Below are 13,675 nucleotides of genomic sequence, written 5' to 3' on the forward strand. Positions count from 1 at the left end.
CATCCCGTCAGGGACGTCCCTCCCGGGACTCGCGGGTCAGCCGGGCGGATCGCCGAGCTCTGACAGCTCGAGCAGCTCGCGCAGGTCGCTGACGATCCAGGCGGCGCCGGCGTCGCGCAGCCGCTCCGGGCCCGCGTAGCCGCCCGCGACGCCGACCGGCTGGAAGCCCGCCTGCCGTGCGCACCTCATGTCGTACTCGGTGTCGCCGACGTACACCGCCCGGCGCCGCAGGGGGCGGTGGGCCCGCAGGATCGCGAGCTTGTCCGAGGTGGACGTGTGCACGGAAGCGAGCAGCTCGCGAAGGCCGAAGCGGGCGGCATCGGCCGCGACGCTCGCGTGGGACGCCGCGGACACGACGCCCACGTGAGCGCCCCCGGCCGCGAGTGCCGCGAGCGATTCGCGGGCACCCGGCCGGGCAGCGGCGCTTCCACCGATCATGGCCTCGTTCCACTCCGCCTCGGCTCGCGCCAGGTCCGCCGGCGCCACCCCGAGGGCGCGGAACATGTCGTCGAACGGCAGGTGGAAGCGCTCGCCGAACGCCGCGGGGTCCAGCCGGCCGAGGCCCCGCGGCTCCAGCACGCTGTTCAACGCGCCGCGGGCACGGTCGTGATCGAGCACGACGGTCCCGTTCCAGTCGAACAGCACCAGCAGGTCGCCGAACTCGACGGCGGCGGGCGTGCGATCCGCGGAGGCGACGGGGCCGCTCACGCGGCCTGCCCGACCGCCGCGCCCAGCTCGGCGGCCGAACCGACGCGGAGGCCCGTTTCCGAGCTGTACACATGCACCCGGTCGGCGCTCGTGCCGACGGTCACGCGCTGACCGGGCCGCGGCGCCTCAGCGATGCCGCACCGGAACGAGACGGCCTCGCCCCGGTCGCTGATCATCTGGACGACGCGATCCATGCCGGTCGCCTCGACCAGCCCCACGACGCCGGAGACGCGCCACGGCGCGTCCGCGGCGCCGACGAGTCCGAGGTCCTCTGCCCGCACTCCGAGGGTCACGCCCGCCTCGCGCGGCACCGGGCCTTCGAGAGACGAGTCGCCGGCCGCCGTGACCGCCAGGAGGTTCATCGGCGGGCTGCCGATGAATCCCGCGACGAACAGCGTGGCGGGCCGGGCGTAGAGCTCGTCCGGCGTGCCGACCTGCTCGAGCCTGCCGTTGTGGATGACGGCGATCCGGTCGGCCATCGCCATCGCGTCGAGCTGGTCGTGCGTGACGTTGATCCCCGTGGCTCCCGCCGCGCGCAGCATCGAGGCGATCTCGAGTCGGAGCACGGCGTGCAGCTGCGCGTCGAGGCCCGACAGCGGCTCGTCGAGCAGGACCACGCCGCTGCGCCGGGCGAGCGCGCGGGCGAGCGCGATGCGCTGCCGCTGCCCGCCCGACATCTCACGCGGCTTGCGGTCGAGCAGGTGCTCGACCTGCATCCGCGTCGCCAGCTCCACCGCCCGCGACTCCGCCTCCGCCTTCGACAGCCCGAGCCCGTGGCGCAGGCCGAGCGTGATGTTGGAGCGCGCCGTCAGATGCGGATAGAGGGCGAAGTGCTGGAAGACGATCGCCACATCCCGCCGGTGGGGCGGGACATCGCGCTGCGGCGCGCCGTCGATGAGGATCTCGCCGCCGTCGGCCGGCTCGAGGCCGGCGATCACGCGCAGCAGGGTGGACTTCCCCGACCCGGACGGGCCGAGGATCGCGACGTTCTCGCCGTCGGCTACCGAGAGCTCGACGCCGTCGAGCGCCACGACATCGCCGAACGACTTGCGCACGCCCTGGATGTCGACCGCGCCCACGTCACTGCCCCAGGATGCTGTCGACCGTGGCGGCCGCGCCGCTGACGGTGGCCTCGGGGTCCGCACCGGTCTGGAGCTGCTGGGCCATGGTCCGGAACGAGTCATTGATCTGCGCGGTCACGTCGCCGTCGAAGCCGCCCCAGGGCGTCAGCTCGTAGTCGTAGGTCCACGCGTAGGTCAGCTGCGGCGTGGCCGAGGGGCTGGCCAGCAGCTTCTCGGCCGCGGCGGTGTCGACGGGGATGTAGCTGAAGCCCTCACCGCTGGCCGCGAGCACGCCCTCTTCGGAGAGCAGGTTGCCGACGAGCTCGTTCGCGAACGCCGCGTGGCAGGCGTCGTCGCTCAGCACGATCCAGCCGTTGCCGCCCGCCGGGAGGGGACCCTGCACACCCTCGACCGTCGGCAGGTCGATCGGGAGCCACTGGAACGAGTCGCCGATCGCGTCCTGCAGCATGGCGACCACCGAGGTGGTGCTCACGAGGAACGGCACATTGCCGCTCATGAACTGGCCCCACGCGTCCTGGTCGTCGACCACGCCGAGCTCGAGGCCCGCCTCGTGCATGCGCGTCCAGATCGACAGCGCGTCGATCCCGCGCTCGTCGGCGAACCCGGCGCTGCCGTCCGGCGCCACGAACGTGCCGCCCGCGCCCTGCACGAACGCCTGCGCGAACCAGTCCGCGAGCCCCAGCGTGGGGATCGACACCGACGGCTTGCCCGTGTGAGCGGTGACCTTCTCGGCGGCCGCCATCCACGCGTCGTAGTCGGAGATGTCCGCCGCCGCGCCGGCGCCGGCCGCCTCGAGCGCGTCCTGGTTGACCATCAGCACGGGGGCCGAGATCTGGGCGGGCGCGAGGTAGACCGTGCCGTCGATCGTCCCGGCGGGCAGGAACTGCCGCTGGTAGGTGTCGGGCAGGGCGTCGACATCGATCGGCGCCGGGTCGTAGGTGTCCACCCAGAACCGCAGCTGTCCGAGCCCGGCCATGATGAGGTCGGGGCGCTTGCCCACGGCGATGTCGGCGACGATGGTCTGCGTGAGGTCGTCGTAGCTGGAGGTGGGCGACGCGACGGCGCTCACCTCCACGCCGGGGTAGTCCTCCCGCAGCTTGGCCACGGCGACCTCCATCGCCTCCTCGGCCTGCTGGCCGAACGTGACCGTGAGCGAGACCTCGCTCGGCTCGCAGGCGTCGATGCTCGCCGCCTCGGCGACGGCGGCGCCCGGGCCGGCGGTCCCGCCGCCGCATCCGGCGAGGACGAGGGAGCCGGCGGCGAGCGCCGACAGGGTGAACGGGGCGTGCTTCTTCATGGGGGGCTCCAGTTTCTTCGGGTGGGTGGGGAGGGGCTCTGGGGAGGGGGGCGGCGGGTCAGCCGGGGATCTCGGTGCCGCTCATGCCCTGTACGAAGCGCTTCTGCGCGAACAGGAACAGCAGCACCACGGGAGCTGTGACGATCGCGGCCCCTGCGGCGAGCGCTGCGTAGTCGAAGCCGATGTCCATCTGCTGGAACACGGCGAGCGCGAGCGGAGGGGTGCGCAGCTCGGGGCTGCGGGCGACCAGCAGCGGCCAGAGGTACTCGTTCCAGTGGACGAACACCGAGAACACGCTGAAGGCGGCGATGCCGGGGGCGGCGAGCGGGGCCACGACGGTCACCAGGATGCGGCCGTGTCCCAGGCCGTCGGCGCGCGCCGCCTCGAGCAGCGCGTCCGGGATGGCCGTCATCTGCTGCCGGAGCAGGTAGATGCCGAACGCGCTCGTCATGAACGGCAGGATGAGCGCCGCCATCGAGTCCGCCAGACCCACCGCGTTGATCCCGATGAAGGTCGGGATCAGGGTGGCCTGCGAGGGGATGAGGAGGCAGGCGAGCACCAGCGAGAGCGCGATGCCCCGCCCCGGGAATCGCACCTTGGTCAGGACGTAGGCGGCGGGGACGCAGGTCAGCAGTTGCAGCAGGAGGATGCCGCCCGTGACGATCACTCCCGTGACGATCGCATCCCCGAGTCCGCCGCGTTCCCAGGCTCGGGCGAACCCGGACAGATCGATCTGCGAGGGCACCAACGAGATGCCCTGGAAGAAGATCTCGTCCGCGGGCGAGACCGCCGTGCGCAGCATCCAGTAGAAGGGGAAGATCGACACCAGCACCGCACCCGCGAGCACGATCCCGGTGCCGAGCTGTGCCAGCGTCCGCAGCAGCCTCGCCCGGGCGGCGGACGAGCCCCGCGTGGGGGAGGTCGTCGAGCTCGCGCCCGCCGTGCTCGGACTGGTCGTGGTGGCGCTCATCGCGCTCCTCCCGTCAGGGTGCGCCGCTGCAGGATGCCCACGGTGATGAGCGCGAGGAGCAGCAGCAGGGACAGCGCGGATGCCGCGCCGAGATCGAAGTAGCTGAAGCCGAGCTTCCAGATCATGGTCAGGATCGTCTCGCTCGAGCCCTGCGGGCCTCCCTGCGTCATCACGTTGACGGTGTCGAACACCTGAACGGACGCCAGCACCGACAGCACGGTCGCGAACACGACCGTCGGCCGCATGATCGGGAGGGTGACGCGGGTGAGCTTGGCCCACCCGCGGATGCCCTCGGCGCGGGCCGCCTCATCGATCGCCACGGGGATCGTCGCGAGTCCCGCGAAGAAGATCATCATCGTGAGGGAGGCCGTGCGCCAGACGCCCACGAGCGCGACCGTCAGCAGCGAGGTGGAGGGGTCCCCCAGCCAGTTGACCGGGGCCAGCCCCAGCACGGCCAGCAACTGGTTCGCGAATCCGTCCTGCGCGTTGAAGATCCAGCGGAACACCACGGCCATGGCCACGAGGTTCGCGGTCATCGGCAGGAACAGCAGCGTCCGCACGAGCGGACGCGCCCGCCCCGCCCGGTTGGCGAGAAGCGCGAGTGCCAGGCCGAGCGCGAGGCTCGGCACGATCGTGAGGGCGGAGTAGACCAGCGTGTTGCCGATGGCCTGCAGGACGATGGGATCCGTGAGCACGCGCTGGTAGTTCGCGAGCCCCACGAACGTCCACGGCCCGCCGGCGATGGGGATGCGGAAGAAGCTGCCCACGAAGGAGAGCAGGGCCGGCACCAGGACGAAGAGGACGATGCCCGCCGCCGCCGGCAGCACGAGCAGGAACGGCACGAGCCTGCCTCGGCGCGCACGACCCGCCGCCGCACGCGTCGCCGAGACCTCCGCCGTGGCGCGCGCGGGGGGCGGCGCCGTCTCCGCGAGGGTCATGCTCCCACCTCGGCCCGCGCCGAAGCGGTGTCGACGAGCGTCTCCGCGGCGAGGGCGACGACGTTGCCGTCGGTGCCCAGCGCGAGCACGACGTCCCGACCGGATGCTGCGTCGCCGGCGACGACGAGGCCGCCGGCGAGGGGCGACGCGAGCTGGACCCGGCCGGTCTCGGCCCCGTCCAGGCCGATCGTGCGGACGGTGCCGTCCAGCCCCGCGAGCAGCAGCACGTCGCCGTGGAGCACGGGCGGGGCGAAGACCGGATGGGCGCGCTTGGTGTACGACGCCATCGGGAACGGCGCGTCCCCGTCGATCGGGAGGTCCCAGATGGTGGCGCCCGTGGCCGGGTCCAGCATCCGCAGGCCGTGGCCGGCCACCGTGACGACATAGCCGCGGGGGGTGACCACGGGGCTGGCCGGGCTGAAGCCGCCCGGGTGGGACGTCGCCCAGCGCGCCGTGCCCGTCGTGCGGTCGACGCACGCGGTGCCGCCGAATCCCGGAAGGAGGACCGCGTCCTCGCGCGGATCGTGCACGGCCGTGCCGGTGATGAGCAGAGCCTTCAGGTCGAAGAACGACGCCCCCTGGTCGACGGACGCGGTCGCCCACACGGTCTCGCCCGTCCGCGCGTCCAGTCCGACCGGGTACTGCGGCGTGGGCCAGAATCCCATCACCAGCAGGTCCCCGATGACCAGCGGCGCCCCGTGGTTGACGAGGTTGTGGTGCGGCGAGAGGTCGGTGCGGCGCCAGCGGACCTCGCCGGTGCGCACGTCGATCGCACGCAGGTCCGAGGGGTCGCCGAGGAAGGCGAGTCCGTCGGCGACGGTGGGAGAGCCCCACGCGAAGCGGCGCAGCGGATCGCTCGAGGGCAGCGTCCACAACACCTCGCCGCTCTCGCGGTCCAGCGCGTGCACGTCGCCGGACACCTCGCCGACGATCACCCTGTCGCCCGCGATCGCAGGGGTCGACTTCACGGCGGATCCCAGTGGAGTCCGCCACACGAGCGCGCCCGACCCCAGCTCGAGCGCCTCGACCCAGCCGCGTGGCTCGTCCTCCACCTGGGTTCCGGCGAAGACCCGGTCGCGGTCGACCGCGATGCGCTGGCGGTGCCCCGCTCCCCCGGTCCTCGTGCGCCACAGCGCGCGCTCCTCGCGCGGTGCGGCGGTCGTCGAGAACGTGGCGCGCGTGACGTCGGCGAGCGCAGCGGGCCGGGCTGCGGGCAGCGTCTCGGTCCGCATCGAGACGCGCTCGCCGTCCCACGTCACCCTCCGGTACGCCGGGGGCGAGTAGTCGAGGCTCGCGAAGAAGGACGTCGGGCTGTTCACGTGGAGCGTGCCGTCGACCTCGACGACGCGCGAGGTGTGCCAGTGCCCCGAGAAGGCGGCGACCGGCTGCCACGGCAGGTGCGCCGTGAGGGAGTCGTTCGGCTGGTCGTGGAACAGCAGGATCCACGGGGCGCCCTCCGGCAGCTGCGCGAGGTCGTTGCGCACCCACGCGTTCTGCAGCTCGTGGTCGAGACCGAGCTCGTGGCTGTGCCAGTCCATGGCCACGACGTGGCAGCCCGGGATGTCGAAGCTGTACCAGCGCGGCCCGAGGTGGGCCTCGTAGAGGGCGGGGTCTCCCTCATTCGTCAGGTAGTTGTTGCGGCTGATCCGGAACCCGTGCGTTCCGTTCATGTGGTCGTGGTTGCCGGGGATGACGTGCACGGGAACGGGGCTCGCGGAGAGCGCCTCGGTGTAGGCGCGGAACTCGGCGTCCAAGCCGTGGTCGACCAGGTCGCCCGTGATGAAGACCGCCTGTGCGCCCGGAGCCCGCTCGGGAAGACGGCGCAGGAAGTCGACGAGCTCGTGCGGGAGGCTGCCCTCGCGGTAGAGCCCGAAACCGGCGTCGTCTCCGTACACGGAACGGTCGGGGTGGGTCATGTGGGTGTCGGTGAGGTGCACGAACTCGAACGGCAGCTGCTGAGGGTGCTCGCGCAGCTCGAACCGGAGCGGTTCGTCGCGCTCCGCCCCGGGATCGACCCGCACCCACCATCGGTCGGTGTCGTAGCCCGCGGGGCGCGTGATGGAGATGAAGGACGTGACGACGGGCAGCTCGAAGCGTCCGTGTTCGTCCGTGCGGACGACGTCGCGGCCGTTGGTGACGGCGACGCCCTCCAGAGGCCGGGAGTCGGTGGTGGTGACGTGTCCGAGCATGGGGGCTCCTCGGGTCGGGGATCGGGTTAGATGCGGTGCTCGATGAGCACGTCCTGGGTCATCAGGAGCGCGTCCTGGCTGTGGGGCTGCTCGAGCGCGATCAGCACGTAGAGCGCGTCCAGCACGGCGAGGTGCACGATGCGGCTCGCCATCGCCTCGACGCGGTAGGCCGTCTCGGCGCTGCCCGCGATGAGGCTGAGATCGACCACCTCGGTCAGCGGCGAGGTCGCGAAGCTCGTCAGAGCCACCGTCGTCGCTCCGGATTCCTGGGCCGCGCGCGCGGCGGCGAGCGTCTCGAAGGTGGAGCCGGTGTGACTGATCGCGAAGAACAGGTCCTCGGGGCCGAGCATGCGGGCGGTGACGTGCTGGGTGTGCACGTCCGGCACGAACGTGGCGGGGATGCCCACGGTGGTGAGCCGATAGGCGATGTCCTGGGCGAGCGGGGCGGACGTGCCCACGGCCCCGACCAGCACGCGGCGAGCCCCCATGATCCGCCGCGCGATCGCCGCGAGCACCGACGCGTCGAGGGAGTCGGCGGTGCGGGCGAGCGCGTCGGATGTCGTGCCCAGGACCTTGCGGGCCACTGCGTGGGCGTCGTCCCCTTCCGCGACCGCGTCGTGCACGGCGCGGGCGCCCGGGAGCGCCTCGCGTGCGAGCGTGATCTTCAGCTCCTGATAGCCGCGCAGTCCCAGCGTCGTGCACAGGCGCACGACGGTGGCGGCGGAGCTCTCCGCTTCCTGCGCGAGCTGGGAAACGGACTTGTGGATCACCGCCAGCGGATCGCGCAGCACGACGCCGGCGACCCGGCGTTCGGCCGGCGTGAGTCCGGCGAGGGCGGCGCGCAGCCGCTCGACGAGCGGCGCGTCACCGAGGTTGCTCGGGGCCTCTGGAGTAGTGGTCGTCACGTCGAACGACGCTAGGCAGCCACAGTGAACGCACGTCGTTCCAGAGATGAACGGAGAATGAAAGTTTCATTCACCGCACTCGCTGAAACTTAATTTCACTGCGGCTGCCGCGCCCGTTCGCGCAGCGACCGATTCAGCGGCCCAGGCCGGCGCGATCCACCCGGCGGTGGTAGCGCATTCCGCCGATCCCGCCGAGCACGGCGCCGCCGAGGCTCACCAGCAGCGCGCCGATCGCGGTGATGATGCCGGCGGTGGTGAGCTCGCCCTCGTTGAACGGCAGGCGCGGGAACGTGTTGACGTTGGCGAGGATGTTCCACTGGGCGCCGGCGATCGCGGTGATGATCGCGACGACGACGGCGATGATGAGCGCCCACAGCCACACGGCGACACCCTGCAGGGCGCCGCTGAACCGCGCCATGCGTCCGGCGACGTAGCCGCCGGCGTAGTAGGAGATGAAGAGGATGACGAGGACGGCGATGGCCCCGACGATGCCGATCGTGTCGGCATTCTGCATGGCGTCGTCGGCGGCCTGGCCGGGATCGACGTTCGCGCCCAGGCCGAGGGCGGCGCCCGCGCCCGCGACGAGCGCCGTCAGGAGCACGGTCATGCCCATGGCACAGAGCCAGCCGAAGAACGCCGACCCGAACTTCATGCCGCCGAACTCGTCCTTCTCCCGCGCGACGACCTCCTCGCGGACGGTGCGGCCCGCGCCGGGCGTGATGCCCGCGCCAGCGGCGCCCGCGGCGCCCGCCGTCGCAGCCCCGTCGCGGTCGCCGTCTCCGTCGCGGTCCCGCGGCCGATCGTCGTCGTGACGCCGCTCGGCGTCGCGCGTGCGGTCCGCGTCGCGGTCTCGATCGCGGACATCGTCGCGTCGCTCGCGGCCGTCGTCGCGGCCGTCGCGATCGCGGTCCGCGTCGGTCGCATAGGCGCGCGTCGGCTCGTCGCTGCGGTACCCCGCGTCGCCGTCGCCGCCGACGTAGGTGCCGTGCTCGGCGGCGCGCGAGTCGCCGCCGTCGCGCACTCCGTCCCCGGCTCGATCCGCGCGCACGTAGGTGTTGCCGCTCTCGTCGCGGATGTAGTCGGGGGCGGGCGGATTCGGCTCGCCGCCCTCGCGGCGCGGTTCGGGTGAGTTCGTGGGAGTGCTCATGGCGGTGGTCCTTTCGAGCTCAGTTGCCTGTCCGTCCAGTCAATTCGCGGCAACGAGGACCGGCAAAGGCATTGCGAAACGCCGCGATGAGGCGTATGGGACGCGGCCGGTTTACGAAGTGTGTCGTCACGATGCGGGAATCGGCCGCGGTGCTGACTACCGTCGCTGTGTGCCCCGGCGCGCGCCGCGGAGCAGGACGACGACACGAGACGAGGCGATCCGGGCGATGACCGACACCCCTGGCGCCGCCCCGCACGCGCCGACGGTGCCGGCTGTGGAGCTCAGCGGGGTCGGGCGGACGTTCGAGACGCGAGGGCAGCGACGTCGCGTCCTGCGGGATGTCTCGTTGCGCATCCCCGCGCGCAGCATCGTCGCGATCATCGGCGCGAGCGGCTCGGGCAAATCCACGCTCCTGCGCCTGATCGGGGGTCTCGGCAAGCCGTCCGACGGGACCGTGTCGATCGACGGCACGCCGGTCGTCGCCTATGACCGCCGCTGCGCGTTCGCGTTCCAGGAGCCGCGCCTGCTGCCCTGGCGCACCGTCGAGCGGAACGTCGCCTACGGCCTGCCCCGCTCCCAGGATCGCGAGGCCGGCGCCCGGCGCGTCCGCGAGCTGCTGGGCCTCGTGGGCCTGGCCGACTTCGCCGGGCACCGCCCCCGACAGATCTCCGGCGGGATGGCGCAGCGCACCTCCCTCGCCCGCGCGCTCGCGCGCACGCCGCGCGTGCTGCTCCTCGACGAGCCGTTCGGCGCGCTCGACGCCCTGACACGGCTGCGCATGCACGACCTGCTGCTCGACGTGCACGCCGCGGAACCGACCACCGTCGTCTTCGTGACGCATGACGTCGACGAGGCGCTCGTGCTCGCCGACACGATCGTGGTACTCGGACACGACGAGAGCTCGGACGAGCCCGGCGCCACCATCCTCCGCACGGTCTCCCCCGAGCAGCCCCGACCGCGCGACCACGCGCACCCGGAGTTCGTGGCTCTGCGGCACGAGCTCCTCGCCGCGCTCGGCGTGCACCTCCACTCCGAGATCTGAGACCCCGGACCCGACGTCCGTCCGCCCCCGAAAGGACCCCGATGAGAACCCCCACGAGACTGTCGTTGCTCGCACTGACCGCCGGTGCCGCTGTGCTGCTGAGCGGCTGCGCCGGGGAGGGCTCGCGGGCCGGCTCCGGCGACGGCGATCTCACCGAGCTGAACGTCGACTACGCGACGTACAACGTCCTGAGCCTCGTCATCAAGGATCAGGGCTGGCTCGAGGAGGAGCTCGACGGGGTCGCCGTGAACTGGGTCTTCTCGGCGGGTTCCAACAAGGCGAACGAGTTCCTGCGCTCGGGCTCCATCGACTTCGGCACGACGGGCGGCGGCCCCGCGCTCCAGGCGCGCGCCAACGGAACCGAGATCAAGACGGTCTACATCACGCACGCCAGCGAGGGCTTCGGCCTCGCCGTCCCCGCCGACTCGCCCCTGCAGGACGTCGAGGACCTCGTCGGCGAGTCGGTCGCGGTCACGCGCGGCACGGACCCGTACTTCTTCCTCCTGCAGGCGCTGGACCTGTTCGACGTGCCGGTCGAGGACGTCACGCTCGAGAACCTCCAGCACGCCGACGGCCGCGCGGCGCTCGACAACGGCACGGTCGACGCCTGGTCCGGCCTGGACCCGATCCTCGCGGGCGCCGAGGTCGCCGGCTCCCGTGTCATCTACACGAACCCGGAGCTCATCAGCCCCATCTTCCTCAACGTCACCGAGTCGTTCGAGCAGCGTCACCCCGAGACCGTGCAGCTCGTCATCGACGTGTACGAGCGCGCCCGCGCGTGGGTCCTCGACAACCCCGAGGAGGCGCTCGAGATCTACGCCGCAGAGGCCGGCCTGGAGCCGGAGGTGGCCGAGCTCGCCTTCAGCCGCTTCAACCACGACGTCGACGGCGTGCCGGACGCCGCCCAGCTGGCGCCCGTGCTGACGACCATCGGAGGGTTCATGGTCGAGTCGGGCGATGTGCGCGATCAGGCGTCGCTCGATGACGCGCTCGAGAGCCTGTTCGAGCCGAAGTACGCGCAAGCGGCCGCGGAGTAGGCCGTGGCCACGCCGACACCGCCGACCAAGGAGCGGCGCAGGACCGGCGCGCCCGTGGCGCTGCTGGGCGTGCTGGTGCCCGCGCTGCTCGTCGGCCTGTGGGTGTGGAGCACGTCGGCGGGCGTCTTCACACCCGTGCAGCTGCCGCCGCCGCAGGACGTGTTCCGCGCCGCGGTCGACCTGCTCGAGCGAGGACAGCTTCTCCCCCACATCGGGATCTCCACGCAACGCGTCCTGCTGGGCTACGCCATCGGGGCGGCGCTGGGCATCGTCGTCGGCGCGATCGTCGGGCTCTCGCGCCTCAGCGAGGCGCTCTTCGCCCCGACGGTCGGCGCGTTCCGCGCGGTGACCGGACTCGCGTGGGTGCCGCTGCTGGCGCTGTGGGTCGGCATCGGCGAGGACTCGAAGGTGACGCTCGTGGCGATCGGCGCGTTCTTCCCGGTGTACACGACCGTCGCGGCGTCGCTGCGGCACGTCGACGCGAACCTGGTCGAGGCCGGGCGCGCCTTCGGCCGCGGCGGGCTGTCGCTGCTGCTCAGCGTGCAGCTGCCCGCCGCCACGCCGTCCGTAGTCGCCGGGCTGCGCCTGGCACTGGCGCAGTCCTGGCTGTTCCTGGTCGCCGCCGAGCTGCTCGCGTCGTCGATGGGGCTGGGCTTCCTGCTGATCGACTCCCAGAACAACGGACGCACCGACCGGATGATCCTGGCGATCATCCTGCTCGCCATCCTCGGCAAGCTGTGCGACAGTGCCTTCGCGCTGGCCCAGAAGCGCGTGCTCGACCGCTGGGCCTGAGCGGGCCGGTTCCCGCGCCCTGGGGCGGAGGACGACGCGTCAGGAGGCGTCGCGCAGCGCCTCGAGGCGCCGGACCCGCGGGATCACCTGCTCCGCGAAGCGGGCGAGCTCGGGCAGGTGCGGGGAGAACTGCAGCAGGAACGTCGACACTCCCACCTCCGCGTAGCGCAGGAAGCGCTCGGCGACCTGGTCCGGCGTGCCGATGAGCTCGGGACGCAGCCCGCGGTTCGACACCGAGTAGTCGCGCAGGCCCACCTCGGTGTCGAGCTTCGACTTGCTGACGAAGTCGCGGTAGGACTCGTATCCGGGGCCCGAGCGCACGTCCGTGATGCGGTCCAGCTCGGCGCGCGCCTCGTCCTCCGTGTCGCGCACGATCGCGTAGGCCGCCATGCCGAAGGCCTCGAACGGCGGCCGCCCTGCTTCCGCGCGGCGGCGGCGCATGTCGGCCACCTTGGTGCTGAGCTCCTCGACCGTGCCCCCGTGCGTGAGGTAGGCATCTGCGAACGCGGTGATGGCGGCGCGGCCCGCCTCGCTCTCGCCGCCCGCGTAGATACGCGGCGTGACGCGCGGCTTGGGCGCGAGCTGCGTGCCCTCGAGCGTGTAGTAGTCGCCGCGGTAGCTGAACGGCGTCTCGCTCCACAGGCCGCGCAGCACCTCGACGAACTCCCGCGTGCGCGCGTACCGGTCGTCGTGTTCGCTGAACACGCCGCCGTACTGCCGCGCCTCCTCGGCCCACCACGCCGAGACGACGTTGAGGGTGAAGCGCCCGCCGCTGATCTCGTCGATCGTCGCCGCCTGCTTGGCCGCGACCGCCGGGTTGTGGAAGCCGGGGCGGACGGCTGCGAGCAGCTCGAGCTTCTCCGTCACGGCGGCGAGCGCCGTGGTGACGGTCCACGCGTCCAGCGAGGGCGCGCCGGGCCCCTTGATGTCGTTGAGATTGAGCTCGGGGATGAGCGTCAGCTCGAATCCGCCGGCCTCCGCGACGCGCGCGATCTCCTTCAGATGCGCGAAGTCGACGGGCGTCTGCTCGTCCTCCACGTTGCGCAGCCATCCGCCGAAGATGGGGGTCCAGTAGCCGAATCGGATGGGAGCGGGGCGCGACGACGAAGCGGACATCCCATCCATCTTCCTCTCGCCCGGGCGGGGCCGCCCGAAATATGACGCCGCGTGACGCGATGCGGCGCGACAGGCCGGCGGGATGTGCATGCGATCGTGAGCGGGCGCGGAAGTAGGATGACGGAACGCACACCACGAAACCGGGATATCCACGATCATGGCTGAGTTCGTCCTCGTCGCCGTTCTGGGAGTCCTCCTGCTCAATGTCGTGGGCGCGCTCCTCGCCTCCATCCGGCAGCGCTCGGCGGATTCCTGGCTCCTCACGCTGCTCCTGGCGAGCACCTCCGCTGCGGCGATCGTGGCGGTGCTCGCGGTGATCACCGACGCTCCTCGGCTCGTGGAGATCTCCCTCGTGTTCACCGCGACGGCTGCGGTGACCGCGGCCATCCGCCTGACCGCGCAGCGCCGACGCGCCGGCTCGGGCGCCGGCTCGAGCGCGGGAGGACGGTGAG

Annotated in this window: 13 protein-coding genes; 4 read left to right on the plus strand and 9 right to left on the minus strand. The window is 72.1% G+C overall.

Annotated elements, in window-relative coordinates; translation table 11 throughout:
* Positions 1 to 36: 36 nt before the first annotated feature.
* From IEX37_RS10680 to IEX37_RS10715, 8 genes are all read right to left on the minus strand, one after another.
* Positions 37 to 708, minus strand: coding sequence for an HAD family hydrolase (locus tag IEX37_RS10680; protein WP_188756259.1), 672 nt, complete (start codon positions 706 to 708; stop codon positions 37 to 39).
* Positions 705 to 1,787, minus strand: coding sequence for an ABC transporter ATP-binding protein (locus IEX37_RS10685; RefSeq protein ID WP_229663213.1), 1,083 nt, complete (start codon positions 1,785 to 1,787; stop codon positions 705 to 707). Before IEX37_RS10685 ends, IEX37_RS10680 begins: the two co-directional genes overlap by 4 nt.
* 1 nt (position 1,788) lies before the next feature.
* Entirely contained in the window at positions 1,789 to 3,087 is a 1,299-nt protein-coding gene (locus tag IEX37_RS10690; protein ID WP_188756261.1) for a type 2 periplasmic-binding domain-containing protein, read from the minus strand.
* Between the two features lie 58 nt (positions 3,088 to 3,145).
* The gene (locus IEX37_RS10695; protein ID WP_229663214.1) at positions 3,146 to 4,057 is read right to left on the minus strand and encodes a carbohydrate ABC transporter permease; all 912 of its coding nucleotides are present in this window, start codon (positions 4,055 to 4,057) and stop codon (positions 3,146 to 3,148) included.
* A complete protein-coding gene (locus IEX37_RS10700) occupies positions 4,054 to 4,995 on the minus strand; it encodes a carbohydrate ABC transporter permease (protein WP_188756262.1) in 942 nt (313 codons plus the stop codon). The genes IEX37_RS10695 and IEX37_RS10700 overlap by 4 nt, the downstream gene beginning before the upstream one ends.
* Complete coding sequence (locus tag IEX37_RS10705) at positions 4,992 to 7,184, minus strand: outer membrane protein assembly factor BamB family protein (protein ID WP_188756263.1); 2,193 nt, start codon at positions 7,182 to 7,184, stop codon at positions 4,992 to 4,994. The genes IEX37_RS10700 and IEX37_RS10705 overlap by 4 nt, the downstream gene beginning before the upstream one ends.
* 26 nt (positions 7,185 to 7,210) lie before the next feature.
* Positions 7,211 to 8,089 carry a MurR/RpiR family transcriptional regulator gene (locus IEX37_RS10710; RefSeq protein WP_188756264.1) on the minus strand — a complete coding sequence of 293 codons (879 nt, stop codon included), beginning with the start codon at positions 8,087 to 8,089 and terminating at the stop codon, positions 7,211 to 7,213.
* Between the two features lie 133 nt (positions 8,090 to 8,222).
* Positions 8,223 to 9,236, minus strand: coding sequence for a TIGR04086 family membrane protein (locus IEX37_RS10715; RefSeq protein WP_188756265.1), 1,014 nt, complete (start codon positions 9,234 to 9,236; stop codon positions 8,223 to 8,225).
* A gap of 226 nt (positions 9,237 to 9,462) precedes the next feature.
* On the opposite strand from IEX37_RS10715, the gene IEX37_RS10720 reads away from it, so the two are divergent.
* Genes IEX37_RS10720 through IEX37_RS10730 form a run of 3 tightly spaced genes read left to right on the plus strand, consistent with a single transcriptional unit; the run spans position 9,463 to position 12,107 of the window.
* Complete coding sequence (locus IEX37_RS10720; RefSeq protein WP_188756266.1) at positions 9,463 to 10,278, plus strand: ABC transporter ATP-binding protein; 816 nt, start codon at positions 9,463 to 9,465, stop codon at positions 10,276 to 10,278.
* 41 nt (positions 10,279 to 10,319) lie between these two features.
* Complete coding sequence (locus tag IEX37_RS10725) at positions 10,320 to 11,315, plus strand: aliphatic sulfonate ABC transporter substrate-binding protein (protein ID WP_188756267.1); 996 nt, start codon at positions 10,320 to 10,322, stop codon at positions 11,313 to 11,315.
* A gap of 3 nt (positions 11,316 to 11,318) precedes the next feature.
* Entirely contained in the window at positions 11,319 to 12,107 is a 789-nt protein-coding gene (locus IEX37_RS10730; protein ID WP_188756268.1) for an ABC transporter permease, read from the plus strand.
* Positions 12,108 to 12,146: 39 nt separating this feature from the next.
* Here the strand turns inward: IEX37_RS10730 and IEX37_RS10735 are convergent, their stop codons facing one another.
* Positions 12,147 to 13,223, minus strand: a complete 1,077-nt coding sequence (locus tag IEX37_RS10735) for an LLM class flavin-dependent oxidoreductase (RefSeq protein WP_229663215.1) — start codon at positions 13,221 to 13,223, stop codon at positions 12,147 to 12,149.
* A 157-nt stretch (positions 13,224 to 13,380) separates the two neighbouring features.
* Between IEX37_RS10735 and IEX37_RS10740 the strand changes: the two genes are divergently transcribed.
* On the plus strand, positions 13,381 to 13,674 hold the full coding sequence (locus IEX37_RS10740) for a hypothetical protein (RefSeq protein ID WP_188756269.1): 294 nt from the start codon (positions 13,381 to 13,383) through the stop codon (positions 13,672 to 13,674).
* Position 13,675 lies beyond the last annotated feature (1 nt).

This window comes from Microbacterium album (genome assembly GCF_014643695.1).
GTDB classification, from domain to species: domain Bacteria; phylum Actinomycetota; class Actinomycetes; order Actinomycetales; family Microbacteriaceae; genus Microbacterium; species Microbacterium album.

What these genes read in the sequence shown, in the direction of transcription:
- IEX37_RS10705 (WP_188756263.1), bottom strand. Translation starts at nt 7,184, where the DNA reads ATGCTCGGACACGTCACCACCACCGACTCCCGGCCTCTGGAGGGCGTC.
- IEX37_RS10740 (WP_188756269.1), top strand. Translation starts at nt 13,381, where the DNA reads ATGGCTGAGTTCGTCCTCGTCGCCGTTCTGGGAGTCCTCCTGCTCAAT.
- IEX37_RS10715 (WP_188756265.1), bottom strand. Translation starts at nt 9,236, where the DNA reads ATGAGCACTCCCACGAACTCACCCGAACCGCGCCGCGAGGGCGGCGAG.
- IEX37_RS10695 (WP_229663214.1), bottom strand. Translation starts at nt 4,057, where the DNA reads ATGAGCGCCACCACGACCAGTCCGAGCACGGCGGGCGCGAGCTCGACG.
- IEX37_RS10700 (WP_188756262.1), bottom strand. Translation starts at nt 4,995, where the DNA reads ATGACCCTCGCGGAGACGGCGCCGCCCCCCGCGCGCGCCACGGCGGAG.
- IEX37_RS10735 (WP_229663215.1), bottom strand. Translation starts at nt 13,223, where the DNA reads ATGTCCGCTTCGTCGTCGCGCCCCGCTCCCATCCGATTCGGCTACTGG.
- IEX37_RS10725 (WP_188756267.1), top strand. Translation starts at nt 10,320, where the DNA reads ATGAGAACCCCCACGAGACTGTCGTTGCTCGCACTGACCGCCGGTGCC.
- IEX37_RS10690 (WP_188756261.1), bottom strand. Translation starts at nt 3,087, where the DNA reads ATGAAGAAGCACGCCCCGTTCACCCTGTCGGCGCTCGCCGCCGGCTCC.
- IEX37_RS10720 (WP_188756266.1), top strand. Translation starts at nt 9,463, where the DNA reads ATGACCGACACCCCTGGCGCCGCCCCGCACGCGCCGACGGTGCCGGCT.